The sequence below is a fragment of the Streptomyces sp. NPDC005438 genome, assembly GCF_040606315.1.
In the GTDB taxonomy this organism is placed as follows: Bacteria; Actinomycetota; Actinomycetes; order Streptomycetales; family Streptomycetaceae; genus Streptomyces.
In genome coordinates this window covers 268,374-281,854 of the sequence record NZ_JBEXEP010000002.1, presented here as the reverse complement: position 1 = coordinate 281,854, position 13,481 = coordinate 268,374, and the positions used below count along the sequence as shown (strand labels likewise).

The 13,481-nt window shown below is 69.8% G+C and carries 12 protein-coding genes; 4 read left to right on the top strand and 8 right to left on the bottom strand.

Annotation, left to right across the window (positions count from 1 at the left end; genetic code table 11):
- Positions 1–225: 225 nt before the first annotated feature.
- The 3 genes from ABZT14_RS06045 to ABZT14_RS06035 all read left to right on the top strand — a co-directional run bounded on the left by ABZT14_RS06045 (position 226) and on the right by ABZT14_RS06035 (position 2,619).
- Positions 226–1,131, top strand: coding sequence for a hydrogen peroxide-inducible genes activator (locus ABZT14_RS06045; RefSeq protein WP_356298535.1), 906 nt, complete (start codon positions 226–228; stop codon positions 1,129–1,131).
- Between the two features lie 512 nt (positions 1,132–1,643).
- Positions 1,644–2,048, top strand: coding sequence for a hypothetical protein (locus ABZT14_RS06040; RefSeq protein ID WP_356297737.1), 405 nt, complete (start codon positions 1,644–1,646; stop codon positions 2,046–2,048).
- A gap of 85 nt (positions 2,049–2,133) precedes the next feature.
- Positions 2,134–2,619: a hypothetical protein gene (locus ABZT14_RS06035; RefSeq protein ID WP_356297734.1), complete on the top strand. Its 486-nt coding sequence runs from the start codon at positions 2,134–2,136 to the stop codon at positions 2,617–2,619.
- Positions 2,620–2,713: 94 nt separating this feature from the next.
- On the opposite strand, the gene ABZT14_RS06030 is transcribed toward ABZT14_RS06035, so the two are convergent.
- The 8 genes from ABZT14_RS06030 to ABZT14_RS05995 all read right to left on the bottom strand — a co-directional run bounded on the left by ABZT14_RS06030 (position 2,714) and on the right by ABZT14_RS05995 (position 11,987).
- Complete coding sequence (locus ABZT14_RS06030; RefSeq protein ID WP_356297732.1) at positions 2,714–2,971, bottom strand: hypothetical protein; 258 nt, start codon at positions 2,969–2,971, stop codon at positions 2,714–2,716.
- On the bottom strand, positions 2,968–3,915 hold the full coding sequence (locus ABZT14_RS06025; RefSeq protein ID WP_356297729.1) for an SPFH domain-containing protein: 948 nt from the start codon (positions 3,913–3,915) through the stop codon (positions 2,968–2,970). Before ABZT14_RS06025 ends, ABZT14_RS06030 begins: the two co-directional genes overlap by 4 nt.
- A 250-nt stretch (positions 3,916–4,165) precedes the next feature.
- The gene (locus ABZT14_RS06020) at positions 4,166–4,837 is read right to left on the bottom strand and encodes a peptidoglycan-binding protein (protein WP_356297726.1); all 672 of its coding nucleotides are present in this window, start codon (positions 4,835–4,837) and stop codon (positions 4,166–4,168) included.
- 177 nt (positions 4,838–5,014) lie between these two features.
- The gene (locus ABZT14_RS06015; RefSeq protein WP_356297723.1) at positions 5,015–6,478 is read right to left on the bottom strand and encodes a catalase; all 1,464 of its coding nucleotides are present in this window, start codon (positions 6,476–6,478) and stop codon (positions 5,015–5,017) included.
- A gap of 170 nt (positions 6,479–6,648) precedes the next feature.
- The gene (locus ABZT14_RS06010) at positions 6,649–8,061 is read right to left on the bottom strand and encodes an AI-2E family transporter (protein ID WP_356297720.1); all 1,413 of its coding nucleotides are present in this window, start codon (positions 8,059–8,061) and stop codon (positions 6,649–6,651) included.
- A gap of 232 nt (positions 8,062–8,293) precedes the next feature.
- Positions 8,294–8,986, bottom strand: coding sequence for a transglycosylase SLT domain-containing protein (locus tag ABZT14_RS06005; RefSeq protein ID WP_356297717.1), 693 nt, complete (start codon positions 8,984–8,986; stop codon positions 8,294–8,296).
- A 458-nt stretch (positions 8,987–9,444) separates the two neighbouring features.
- Positions 9,445–10,776, bottom strand: coding sequence for a PhoH family protein (locus ABZT14_RS06000; protein ID WP_356297714.1), 1,332 nt, complete (start codon positions 10,774–10,776; stop codon positions 9,445–9,447).
- 413 nt (positions 10,777–11,189) lie between these two features.
- Positions 11,190–11,987, bottom strand: coding sequence for an isoprenyl transferase (locus ABZT14_RS05995; protein ID WP_356297711.1), 798 nt, complete (start codon positions 11,985–11,987; stop codon positions 11,190–11,192).
- A gap of 137 nt (positions 11,988–12,124) precedes the next feature.
- Between ABZT14_RS05995 and mgrA the strand changes: the two genes are divergently transcribed.
- Positions 12,125–13,171, top strand: coding sequence for an L-glyceraldehyde 3-phosphate reductase (mgrA, locus tag ABZT14_RS05990; protein ID WP_356297708.1), 1,047 nt, complete (start codon positions 12,125–12,127; stop codon positions 13,169–13,171).
- Positions 13,172–13,481 lie beyond the last annotated feature (310 nt).

The window sequence follows — 13,481 nt, the reverse complement described above, 5'->3', positions numbered from 1 at the left end:
CCCGAGCGGCTCGTTAGACTCGACGGGGTTGATCGGAGGTAGCCGTCGGTGTCCCCACCTGCACATTCGTCAAGGCCGACCGGGCGTCCCCCGGGCGGCGGGCGGCGGCACCCGGTGAACGGCACCCGGGGAGCGCGCCGGCACCCCGGCGGCCGTAACGACAGCCGTACCGACAGCACACCGGCACGGGGCGAGCACCCCGCCAGTCGTCCCCGACAGCCGACGCTGGCACAGCTGCGGGCCTTCTCGGCCGTGGCCGAACACCTCCACTTCCGGGAAGCGGCCAGCGCGTTGGGGATCAGCCAACCGGCACTGTCCGGGGCGGTGGCCGCGCTGGAGGAGGCCCTCGGGGTACGGCTGCTGGAGCGGACCACCCGCAAGGTACTGCTCTCCCCGGCGGGTGAACGGCTCGCGGCGCGAGCCAACTCCGTACTGCACAGCCTCGGTCAACTGATGGAGGAGGCCGAGGCGGCCCGGGCCCCGTTCACCGGCCTGCTGAGGCTGGGGGTGATACCCACCGTGGCGCCGTACCTGCTGCCGACGGTGCTCAACCTGGTACGGCAGCACTTCCCCCGGCTGGAACTGCGGGTCCACGAGGAACAGACCGCCTCCCTGCTGGAGGGGCTGGCCCAGGGACGATTGGACCTGCTGTTGCTGGCCACCCCGCTCCAGGCGGCGGGGGTGACCCAACTGCCCCTGTTCGAGGAGGACTTCGTCCTGGTGACCCCGGCCGACCACCCGCTGGCCGGCCGACCCGACCTGCCCCGTACCGCGCTGCGGGACGTGGAGGTCCTGTTGCTGGGCGAGGGCCACTGCCTGCGCGACCAGGCCCTGGACATCTGCCGGGAGGTGAACGGCGCCGTGGACGGCCCGGTCACCACCACGGCGGCCAGTCTGTCGACACTGGTACAACTGGTCGCCGGCGGCATGGGGGTGACCCTGCTGCCTCGTACCGCCCTGCGGGTCGAGGTCGGACGCGGTGACCGGCTTGCCACGGCCACCTTCGCCGACCCTCCCTCGCGGGGCGTCGCCCTGGCCATGCGGACCGGTACCGCGCGGGAGCACGAGTTCGCCCACCTCGCCGAGGCCCTACGCCACCCCCTCACCGAACTGCCGGTGCGCCCCGCCTGATCGGCGGACCCGCCGGAGCGGTGGGCAGACGGGGCGGTCCCCATACGGAGACCTCTCCAGACCGTCGTGAGGCACCGGGCCCGCTAAGGCACCGGAAGCGCAACAAGTCACGTGGCTGTCATGCGACTTGCCGGACATCTGGCCTCGGCAGTTCTCCCGATCCTCAGACACCGCCTACTCGGGACGCGACACTAGTTCCCTGAGCCGACACCGTGACGAAGATTCAGCGGCATACCCACGCACAAGATGACACCAGGTATGGGAAGTTCAAGTGGCCTTCGAAGAGAAACGGGAAGGGCTCCATCACGATGTCTCCAACAGAACACGCCTGACTGGCCCGGGCGGCGCCCCGGGGGACTCAAGCCATCCGAGAACAGCTGGCCGTCTGCCGCGAACAAGGCCAGAAAGTGCGCGTTGACATTCGAAAACCCCTCAGGACGCCGAAGAAGTCGGGAAATCACCGACGTAAGAACGGTACCGAAACCGAATGCGCACCAGAATGGCACCACTTCATGAACGGCTTGGACACATCGCACACACGGGTTCCCGAACCGCACCGGACAGCCACAGGGCACTGGACCACACTCATCGGCTCCGTTGCTCGCCAGGCTGACCCCAGCGCGGACGACGCCAACTTCGCTGGCGACTCCGGCGTCCGGGTCGGATCGGCAGATGAACCGGACGTTCCCAAGGAGCGCGTGTGGAACCAGGAGGCGGAAGGAGATCCGGTTCTGACATCGGCAGATGTGGTCACGGTAGGCACCAGTGGCGGTACCGAGGTGGAGCCGGGATTCATTCCGCGCGACGAAGCGTTCGGGGCACACCAGATCATCACGGGTGAAGGCAACTGGAAAGGTGGGCGGACTGGTTCCGCGGATGGGCACAGCGAGTACCGGAACGGAAACCATGGAAACTGACACGTCAGGCGTTGAGCCAGCACCGGCATGGAGAAATATCACCACTGCCACCCTTGCCCTCGCCCTCCTGCTGACCGGATGTGCGATGGCTGATCAGAATTCCTCTGATTCAAAGAGTTCCGAGCGGGTCCCCTTTGCCGGCACGAGAGCGCAGAACGACGTCGAAGAACGCACCAAGAAGGTGTCCAGCGAGATTCTCGACCTCATCCCGGTGAAGGGGAAGACCACGGACACCGGACCGAGGGCCACTCCCTGCGAGAACAGGGACCGGGAACGGCACTTCCGCATGACGCACACCTGGAGCCTCACCCCGCCCGAACAGGACCGACCTCAGCTCAAGGAGGTCATGGCGCACCTCAAAAGGACGCTGTCCAAGGACGGGTGGGAGATCAGGTCGTACGGCCGGGACAGCAGCCCCAACCAGAACCTCGGCCTCGTCGCCGACCACGACGGCAGAGGGTTCAGCGTGAACGTCGTCCACTACGCGAAGGACGACCCACCGAAGCTGACGGTGCGCGTCATCTCGGCGTGCTACCGGGTGCCCAAGGGGGAGAAGGTCTCGCCCTACTAGACATCCACTCCGGCCGGCCCCGAGCCGAGGCTCTACGCCCGAACTGCCGGTGCGCCCCGCCTGATTCGGGCGGGGCGCACCGGCGGTTCCGGGCTCAGCCCTCCTCCCGTGGGGGGCGACCCCGGCGGGGGTGGGGCTTGGCCGCCTTCGGCAGGCGGCCGGCCTCTTTCAGGGAGCGACGGAGCAGATAGTCGATCTGGGCGTTGGTGCTGCGCAGTTCGTCCGACGCCCACCGGGCGAGGGCGTCGTAGATCGCCGGGTCCAGCCTGAGCAGCACCTGCTTGCGGCGCTGTCCGCGTGACCTGGGCGCCGGTTGGTCCGGCTCGCTCTCGTCAGCGGAGGACGGCGTCACTGGTGGAGCGTCCCCGAGTTCACCACCGGCTGCGGCGCCCGGTCACCGCAGAGCACCACCAGCAGGTTGCTGACCATGGCCGCCTTGCGCTCCTCGTCCAGCTCCACGAAGTCCTGTGCCTCGATACGGGAGATGGCGTCCTCGACCATTCCGCAGGCGCCCTCGACGATCTTCTGTCGGGCGGCGATCACGGCACCGGCCTGCTGGCGTTGCAGCATGGCGGAGGCGATCTCGGGGGCGTAGGCGAGGTGGGTGAAGCGGGACTCGATGATGGTCACGCCGGCGGCCTGGACGCGGGCGGTCAGTTCGACGGCGAGCTTCTCGGTGATCTCCTCGGCGTTGCCCCGCAGGGAGAGGCGGTCCTCCTCGTGGGCGTCGTAGGGGTACTCGATGGCGATGTGGCGTACGGCGGCCTCGGTCTGGGTGGAGACGAACTCCACGTAGTCGTCGACCTCGAAGGTGGCCTGGGCGGTGTCCTCGACCTGCCAGACGACGACGGCGGCGAGTTCGATGGGGTTGCCGTAGGCGTCGTTGACCTTGAGCACGGCGGTCTCGTGGTTGCGTACCCGGGTGGAGATCTTGTGGCGGGTGGTGAGCGGGTTGACCCAACGCAGGCCGTCCACCCGGATGGTGCCGGTGTAGCGGCCGAACAGCTGGACCACCCGCGCCTCCCCGGGGGCCACCATGTTGAGCCCGCACATGGCGAAGATCGAGGCGATCACCACCAGTACGCCCAGCACGATGAGCACCGCGCCCAGCGGGCCCGATCCGTGGCTGGCGAGCACGCCGCCGGCGACCAGTGACGCCACTCCCAGCAGGAAGCCCACCAGTCCGACCGCCAGGGCCAGGGCTCCGGGCACGCTGTGCGCGGTCTTCTCCCTGACCTGGGGCTTGGGCATATCGGGAGCGTCCACCGCGGTGGTCTCGGTCTGTCGTACGTCCATGGGTCTCCCCCTCCAGAGCCGGCTCACTGTGCCAGCTCTTTTCTAGCAATGTGCTATCACTTTAGCCGAGCATCGCCCTCCCGCCAAGAGGTCGACGGGAGGGCGGAGTTGACGCGGGGCGCCGGGTGCGGAGGGCACCCCGACCACAAGGCGGCCCCCGGCCGGCTCACCAGGAGGAGGTAGGTGAACGGACCGGGGGCACGTGTGGGGGGTGGCCGTCAGCGCGCCGGCCGGGGGACCGAACGCGCGGTCAGGGGATGGGCTCCACGGAGGGGCCCTCCTGGGCGAGCAGGTCGCGGGCGAACTGCTCCCACTGCGCGTAGCGGTCGGGGTAGGCGGAGCGCTGGACCGCCTGGGCGACGTCACCCGGAGGCATCGACTCCCAGCCGGCGATCTGGATCAGCCCGGGGTTGCTGCCGAAGGGGGCGACCCCGTAGAAGGACTTGGACGAGGTGGGGACGTGGGTGATCTGCTCGGGGGTGCCCCAGCCGGTGCTGGGACGCTGCTGGAAGATGCCCAGCGAGTCGTGGTCCACCGGTTCGAGGTAGTTGACGAACTTCGACTCCTGCATGGCGGTCATCAGCGCGATGACCTGGCCCTGCTCGGGGATGTTGGCGCCCTTGCCGACACCGATGACGGTGCGGGCGTTCTCCAGCTCGGCGGGCGGCAGGTCGTTGACGGTGTGGAAGGTCTGACGCAGTTCCTTGTCCGAGGCCTTCTGGAGCGCCTTGGCGGTGTTCTGGTTGATGGAACCGGTCTGCTTGAGACCCTTCTCGGCTTGGAACCACTCGACGCCGTGCTTCGCGGTGGTGCCACTGTCACCGGTCACGTTCGCCTGGGCGACCGACGGTACGGCAACGAGGGTGGCGGCGGTGAGAGCGGTGGCCGTGGCCAACAGGGCTCGCGTCTTCTTGGTGGGCATGACCCCACGGTGCTCCGTACATGTCAAGGGCGTCAAGAATCTCAGGAACCCCGAACATCCCTGGTCAGCGAGGTTTTGCAGTTGTCGAAACCCTTGACGGAAAGCGCCCGGCCGGTGGCGGGGAGCATGTCTCCCCGCCACCGGCCGCTTTCTGACGGACCGTCAACCGTCCTGTGATCAGCCGCCGTTGACCCGGTGCGCCACCTGGTCGCCCAGTTCCTTGTCGACGTTCCGCCAGTACTGGAGGGCCCGGGCGAGCACCGGCGGGGTGACCCCGTTCTTCAGGTGGCCGGAGATGTTGTGGGCCAACCTCTCCCGCGCCGCGTCGTCCAGGACCTCGCGCACCATCGTGCCGGCCTGGCCCCAGTCGTCGTCCTCGCTGCGCAGGGTGTACGCCTCCCGCACCATCTCCCCGGCGGTCGCCCAGCCCGCCGGCTCACCGAACCGCGCGGTGTCCGCCTCGGGCCCGCCGTAGGAGTTGGGCGCGTAGGGCGCGGCGGCTCGGGACGGCTCGTAGCGCATCGCCCCGTCCTTGGCGTACGAGCGCACGGTCGCCTCGGCCCGGTTGGGCGGCAGCTGGGCGTAGTTGGCGCCGATGCGGTAGCGGTGGGTGTCGGGGTACGAGAACAGCCGGCCCAGCAGCATCTTGTCCGGCGAGGGGCCGATGCCCGGCACCAGGTTGGAGGGCTCGAAGGCGGCCTGCTCGATGTGGACGAAGTAGTCCTCGGGGTTCTCGTTGAGGGTCATCCTCCCGACCTCGATCAGCGGGTAGTCGCCGTGCGGCCACACCTTGGTGAGGTCGAAGGGGTTGAACCGGTAGTCCGGGGCGTCCTCGAAGGGCATCACCTGGACGTACATCGTCCAGCTCGGGGCGTCGCCCCGCTCGATGGCCTGGAACAGGTCACGGCGGTGGTGGTCGCCGTCGGCCCCCGCCAGTTCGTCGGCCTGCTCCTGGGTGAGGAAGTCGATGCCCTGGTCGGTCTTGACGTGGTACTTCACCCAGAACCGCTTGCCGCCGCCGTTCACCCACAGGTAGGTGTGGGAGCCGTAGCCGTTCATGTGCCGCCAGGTCCGGGGAATGCCCCGGTCACCCATCAGCCAGGTCACCATGTGGGCCGACTCCGGGGAGAGGGTCCAGAAGTCCCACTGCATGTCGTTGTCCCGCAGCCCGTTGTCGGGGCGGCGCTTCTGGCTGCGGATGAAGTCCTGGAACTTCTGCGGGTCCCGTACGAAGAAGACCGGGGTGTTGTTGCCGACCAGGTCGTAGTTGCCCTGCTCGGTGTAGAACTTCAGCGCGAAGCCCCGGGGGTCGCGCCAGGTGTCCGGGCTGCCCTGCTCTCCGGCGACCGTGGAGAAGCGGGCCAGCATCCTGGTGCGCTTGCCCGGCTGGAGGAAGTCGGCCTTGGTGAACTGGGTGACGTCACCGGTGACCTCGAAGGTCCCGTAGGCGCCGCCTCCCTTGGCGTGGACCACCCGTTCGGGGACCCGTTCGCGGTTGAACTGGGCCATCTTCTCGATGAGGTAGTGGTCCTGGAGCAGGATCGGACCGTCTGATCCGACGGTGAGCGAGTGCTCGTCGCTCTCCACCGGGATACCGACGTTGTTGGTGGTGTAGCCGTGGGCGGGGGTCTGCGGGGACATCGGGCGCCCTCCCATGCGGGGCTGAGGAATCGCGTCGCTCTCCCCAGGGAAACCCGCCGACAGGGTGTCGGCAACTCGTCCACGCCGTACGGGCGCGTACGCCGGTGGCCCCGCCCCCCGGTCCTGCGGGGAGGGCGGGGCCACCGGTACGGTCCCGTCAGCCGGCCGGCTCAGTCACCACCGGTACCGGAGGTCGGCCCGGAGCCGGAACGGCGCGCGCCCGACCCCGACGTGCCGCCCGCGTCCCCGGCGGCCTGGGTGTCGTCCACCCCGGCGGTCTCGGCGACCACCACGGCCCCCGCCGGGGCGGGAGCCACCAGGGTCCCCTCCGGTGGCCCCTCACCGAGGCCGTGCCGTGCGTGGGAGTAGCTGCGCAGGTAGCCGAAGACCGAGTTCAGCACCGCCACCAGGGGTACGGCCACCACGGCGCCGGGGATGCCGGCGATCAGGCTGCCTCCCGCCACGGCCAGCACCACGCCCAGGGGGTGCACCCGTACCAGCCGGCCCAGGATGAACGGCTGGAGGATGTGGCTCTCGATCTGCTGCACCAACAGCACCACCCCGAGCACCAGCAGCGAGGTCACCACCCCGTTGGTCACCAGGGCCACCACCACGGCCAGGGCACCGGAGACCACGGCACCGACGATGGGGATGAAAGCGAACAGGAAGATGAACACGGCCAGCGGCACGGCCATGGGCACGTCGAGGATGTAGATGCCCAGACCGATGAAGATGGCGTCGATCAAGGCCACGATCACCGTGCCCCGCACATAGCCGGCCAGGGTCGTCCAGGCGCGCGGGCCGGCCCCGGCGACCGCGTCCCGGGCGGTGGCCGGCACGAACTTCAGGGTCCACTTCCAGATGCGCTCGCCGTCGTACAGCAGGAACAGGGTGACGAAGACCGCCAGCAGCATCCCGGAGAGGAACTCGAAGATGACCGTGACGCCCTCCAGCCCGGCGCTGGTCACCTCCTTGCTGTTGTCGCCGATCCAGTTGCTGAGGTTGTCGGCGATGTCGTTGATCTGCCCCTCGGTGACATGGAAGGGGCTGTTCAGCGCGGCGGTCTTCAATTCCTTGATGCCGTCCTGCACCCGGTCGGCCAGAGTCGGCAGGTTGTCCATCACCTGCCAGACCACGAACCAGCCGACCAACGCCATCAGGGCGAAGCCGCTGACGGAGACGATGGCCGTGGCCAGCCCGCGCCCCAGCCCCGTCCTCCGCAGCCGGGCCACGGTGGGCTGGAGCAGCGCGGTGATCAACAGCCCGGCCGAGAAGGCGAGTACGACCAGGCTGATCGCACTGACCACCTGGATCAGCACCCAGATCACCCCGGCCATCACCAGCAGCCGCCAGCCGGCCTCGGCCGCCACCCGTACGCCCCAGGGGACGGCGGAGGCCGGCTCGGGGCGGGCCGCCACGGTCGGCGCGTAACTCGGCGGTGCCGGAATCTTGGGCTCCGGGGGAGGCTCCGGCTCCCGGGGCGGTTCACCGGGGGCGTGACCGCCCCCCTCACGCCAGCGTTCGGCCAGGCGCTCACTCACCCGCGCCGCCCTGGACCGAAGCATGTCCAACCTGCTCGCCATCCCGCTTCCTCCGCCCCCGCTCTCGCATCCGCCTCATCGACGCACACACTGCCCTGGAAGGGACGACCCTACCGACCGCCGGGGTTGCCCCACGCGACCACGTTCCCTTCCTTCACCGCCTCACGCCCCCCACTTCACCCGCGCCCCGGACCTCACGGACACCCCGACAGACACACGTCGCCCCCGACCGGGAACCGGGCGGGGGCGACGCTGAGGTAGGTGAACCGTCGGCTCAGTACCAGTGGTTGGCCTGCCAGAAGCTCCAGGCGCCACAGGGGCTGCCGTAGCGGTCGTTCATGTAGTTCAGGCCCCACTTGATCTGGGTGGCCGGGTTGGTCTGCCAGTCGGCGCCGGCCGAGGCCATCTTGCTGCCGGGCAGTGCCTGCACCAGACCGTAGGCACCCGAGGAGGGGTTGCTGGCCCGGTAGTTCCAGGAGGACTCGTTGTTCACGATGTTGCTGAAGCACTGGAACTGGCCGGAGCCCACGATCTCCCGGGCCATCGACTGCACCTGGCCGACCGTGTAGGAGCCCTTGACGTCGCCGAAGTCGGCGCGGTCGTTGCCCCGCGAGGCTGAGGACTTCTCCTTCTCGCGCTCGGAGGCCTCCTTCGCCGCCTTCTTGGCCGCCGCTTCCTTCTTGGCGGCGATCTTCTCCGCCTTCTTCGCCGCGGCGTCCTCGGCCGCCTGCTTGCGGGCGGCCTCCTCGGCCGACTTCTTCGCGGCGTCCGCACCCTTGGCGGCCAGGTCGTCGGCCTGCTGGGTGAGAGAGGCGTTCTGGATGTGGGCCTGCTCGCCCGCGGGTACGTCCGCGAGGAGGTTCGAGTCGGCGGCGGTTGCCTCGACGTCCCCTGCCGAGTCCTGCTGGTTCCCGGCGGCGACACCGACGACGGCGCCTACTGTGGTGACCGCGGTAGCTGACGCCACTGCGAATCCCCGGACCGAAATCCGGCTCACACGGTTTCCTTCCAACACCGCCCGTGGGGTGACCTCGCGGGCGCAGGATCTTGCCCCTGACACAGACCTCTCTCCTACGTGGTCACGAGAGGTACGGGCCCGGTGGGACCCCTGACGGGGACCCGCGTGGTTCTCGGGCGGCGCGCGGCGGTTTCGGCTGTTGAGTTCTGGTGGTGCTCTGGTGCGGACACCCCCAGGGATGCCCAAGTGCCGCGCGCGGGGCCTGACAAGACCCACACCCTGCCGGACGCGTCGGCCTTTGGGCAATTCACCTCGGGGTGTGAAAGTTCACATCGGGTTTGCTCATGGGGTTTGTCGGAAACAGCGGCGCACGCGGACCAACTCCCGCTAGAGTGCTGGGCCCTCTCGGGCCGGCTGGCGCAGAGTGATCCGCGTGCGACGCGGTGTCAGGGCGGGCCGCCCCGGGGTCAGTCCGTCAGCCCCCGCCCCTCCTCCAACAGCTCGGTCACCATCGCGGCGATGGGCGACCGTTCGGAACGGTTGAGGGTGATGTGCGCGAACAGCGGGTGCCCCTTGAGGCGTTCGACCACGGCCACCACCCCGTCGTACCGACCCACCCGCAGGTTGTCGCGCTGGGCCACGTCGTGGGTGAGCACCACCCGGGAGTCCTGGCCCACCCGGGAGAGCACCGTCAGCAGGACGTTGCGCTCCAGGGACTGGGCCTCGTCCACGATGACGAAGGCGTCGTGCAGGGAACGGCCCCGGATGTGGGTCAGCGGCAGGACCTCCAACATGCCCCGGCCGACGACCTCCTCGATGACCTCCCGGGAGGTGACCGAGCTGAGGGTGTCGAAGACCGCCTGCGCCCAGGGGCTCATCTTCTCCGCCTCGGAACCCGGCAGGTAGCCCAGCTCCTGGCCACCCACCGCGTACAGCGGGCGGAACACCATCACCTTGCTGTGCTGGCGCCGCTCCAACGCCAACTCCAGCCCGGCGCACAGGGCCAGGGCGCTCTTGCCCGTACCGGCCCGGCCGCCCATGGACACGATGCCGACCTCGGGGTCCAGCAGCAGGTCCAGGGCCACGCGCTGTTCGGCGCTGCGCCCCTTGATGCCGAACGCGTCCCGGTCGCCCCGGACCAGTTGGATGCCGCCGTCGCCGGTGACCCGGCCCAGGGCACGCCCCCGCTCGGACTGGAGCACCAGCCCGGTGTGCACGGGCATTTCGTCCACCAGCGGGGTGGAGATCCGACCCACCGCGAAGAGGGCGTCGATGTCCTCCCCGGGCAGGGTCAGCTCCTCCATCCCGGTCCAGCCGGAGTCGGTGATGGCCAGCTCGGCGCGGTACTCCTCGGCGAGCAGGCCCACCGAGGATGCCTTGATGCGCAGCGGCAGGTCCTTGGAGACGACGGTCACGTCGTACCCCTCGGCCTGGAGGTTGCGGGCCACCGCGAGGATGCGGGAGTCGTTGTCGTCCAGCCGGAACCCGGCCGGCAGCACCCCCACGTCGGCGTGGTTCAGCTCCACCCGGAGGGTGCCGCCCAACTCCCCGATGGGGAGCGGGGCGTCGAGCCGACCGAACCGGACGCGGTACTCATCGAGCAGTCGGAGCGCCTGGCGAGCGAAGTAGCCCAGCTCGGGGTGATGCCGTTTGGCCTCCAGCTCGGTGACGACGACCAGAGGCAGAACCACCTCGTGTTCGTCGAATCGGGCCATGGCCGACGGATCGGCGAGCAGGACGCTGGTGTCGATGACATAGGTGCGCCGTTCGGAGTCCCGGCGCTTCTTGCTGGTCACCACGGGTAGACGAACCCCCTCGGACGAGGTCGGGGTGCGACGGCGTCGCTGTGGATGAGACCGGGCCGGCACCGCGCGGCGGGCCGGACTCCGGCCCGCCACCACGTCCGATCAGCCGCCGGAGCGGAAGTACTCCCCGGGGCCGTGCGGTCGTCCGTGCTCTGCAAACGGGCCTCCCGATGGCCGAAACTCCATGGTGAAGCCGGCCTGACCGGGATATGCCCGGTATCCGTCGCCACCATGCGCCACCCCCGGGCACGCTTCGGTGAACCAGGTGAACAACGGGTTACCCGGCACGCGTACGGCCGACCTCCGGTGGCGGACCCGGCGCCGGTGTGGCAGGCGGGACGCGGCCGGTACGGGTGGGCGCGCGAGGGCGGGAGCCGCCGGGCTGAGGCGGGGGCTTCCGGGAGAGGTCAGCCGCCGTAGCGGCGGTGGCGGGCCGCGTAGTCCCGCAGCGCCCGCAGGAAGTCGACCTTGCGGAAGGCCGGCCAGAAGACCTCGCAGAAGTAGTACTCGGAGTGGGCGCTCTGCCAGAGCATGAAGCCCGACAGCCGCTGTTCGCCGCTGGTGCGGATCACCAGGTCGGGGTCGGGCTGGCCCCGGGTGTAGAGGTGCTCGGCGATGTCCTCGACCGTCAGGGTGTCGGCCAGCCCGTCCAGGGTGGCGCCCCGCTGGGAGGCGTCCGCCAGCAGGGAGCGCACCGCGTCGGCGATCTCCTGCCGGCCGCCGTACCCCACGGCCACGTTGACCAGGATGCCGTCCACCTCGCCGGTGCGCTGCTCGGCCTCCTTGAGGACCTTGCGGGTGTGGTCCGGCAGCAGGTCGCGCTGGCCGACGTGGTGCACCCGCCACCGTCCGTCGGCGGCCAGGTCGGAGACGGTGGACTCGATGATGCCCAGCAGGGGCAGCAGCTCCTCCTCGGGCCGGCTGAGGTTGTCGGTGGACAGCAGCCAGAGGGTGACGACCTTGACCTCGGTCTCCTCGCACCAGCCGAGGAGTTCCCGGATCTTCTCGGCACCGGCCTGGTGCCCCTGGGCGGTGGTGCCGCCGCTGGCGCGGGCCCACCGTCGGTTGCCGTCCAGGATGACGCCGATGTGCTTGGGGACCTGCGAGGTGTCGAGGCGGTCCTCCACCCGGTGCGCGTAGAAGCGGTAGACCAGATCCCGGAACCACCGGGGGTAGGGGGGGCTTCCCCCGAGTGAAAGCCGCATGGCGATGACCAGCCCTCCTCGCCGAGTCGAACCCCGCAACCCTACTGCTGTTCGCTCTGACGGCTGAACCGACAGTGGCCGGCCGGTGCTTACCGGCCAGCGGGTGTGGGCCGCCGGGGCGCTGGTAGGAAGAGGGCATGAGCCTCAACGCACCACACCACCGTGCCCTGGACAGCCGTTACGACTCGATGCGTTACCGCCGCAGTGGCCGCAGCGGCCTGAAGCTGCCGGAGGTCTCCCTGGGCCTGTGGCACAACTTCGGGGACGACCGCCCGCTGGAGAACCAGCGGGCCATCCTCCGCCGGGCCTTCGACCTCGGCGTGACCCACTTCGACCTGGCCAACAACTACGGCCCGCCGGCCGGTTCGGCCGAGGAGAACTTCGGCCGGGTGCTCCACCAGGACCTGCGCCGGTACCGCGACGAGCTGGTGATCTCCACCAAGGCCGGCTACGACATGTGGCCGGGGCCGTACGGCGAATGGGGTTCGAGGAAGTACCTGCTGGCCTCCCTGGACCAGTCGCTGTCCCGGATGGGCCTGGACTACGTGGACGTCTTCTACTCCCACCGCTTCGACCCGGACACCCCGCTGGAGGAGACCATGGGTGCCCTGGCCTCGGCGGTCCAGCAGGGCAAGGCGCTGTACGTCGGCGTCTCCTCGTACAACTCCGAGCGCACCCGCCAGGCGGTCCAGCTGCTGCGGGAGATGGGGGTGCGGCCACTGATCCACCAGCCCTCCTACTCCATGCTCAACCGGTGGATCGAGCAGGACGGCCTGCTGGACACCCTCGACGAGGCCGGCATGGGCTGCATCTGCTTCGCCCCGCTGGCCCAGGGGCTGCTGACCGACAAGTACCTCGACGGTGTCCCGGGCGGCTCCCGTGCCGCCCAGGGCAAGTCGCTGGACCCGGGGCTGCTCACCGAGGAGGTGGTGGGCCAGCTGCGTTCGCTGAACGAGATCGCCCGGGACCGTGGACAGTCGCTGGCGCAACTGGCGCTGAGCTGGGTCCTGCGCGACGCCCGGGTGACCTCGGCGCTGATCGGGGCGAGCAGTGTGCGGCAGCTGGAGGACAACGTGGCCGCGCTGGGGGCGCCGGCGTTGACCGAGGAGGAGCTGGCCCGGATCGACGGGTACGCGGTGTCCGCCCCGGGGGCCAACATCTGGGCCCGCAGCAGCGAGAGTTGAGCCGCCGCGCCCCCGGCCGAGGTGGAGGGGTGGGGGCGGGGCAGGGGGAGGAGAGAAAAGCGGGCCGGTCCGTGGGGGGGGTACGGACCGGCCCGAGGGGGGGTTTCCAGCCTAGCCCCTGAAGGGGGATGCTTCGTCCCTCAACCAGTTTCCCCCTCCCCCGCGCGTCCCCCACGCGCCCGCCCCGGTAAGGGCGAACGCGCCCCCTCAGCCCGTGGACAGAGCACCGACCACGGACCAACCCCAGGTCAGCGAGCCGTCACCGGGGGGCGCGCGTCCGTCCGTACGACCGGGAGCGGGCCCAGAAGGT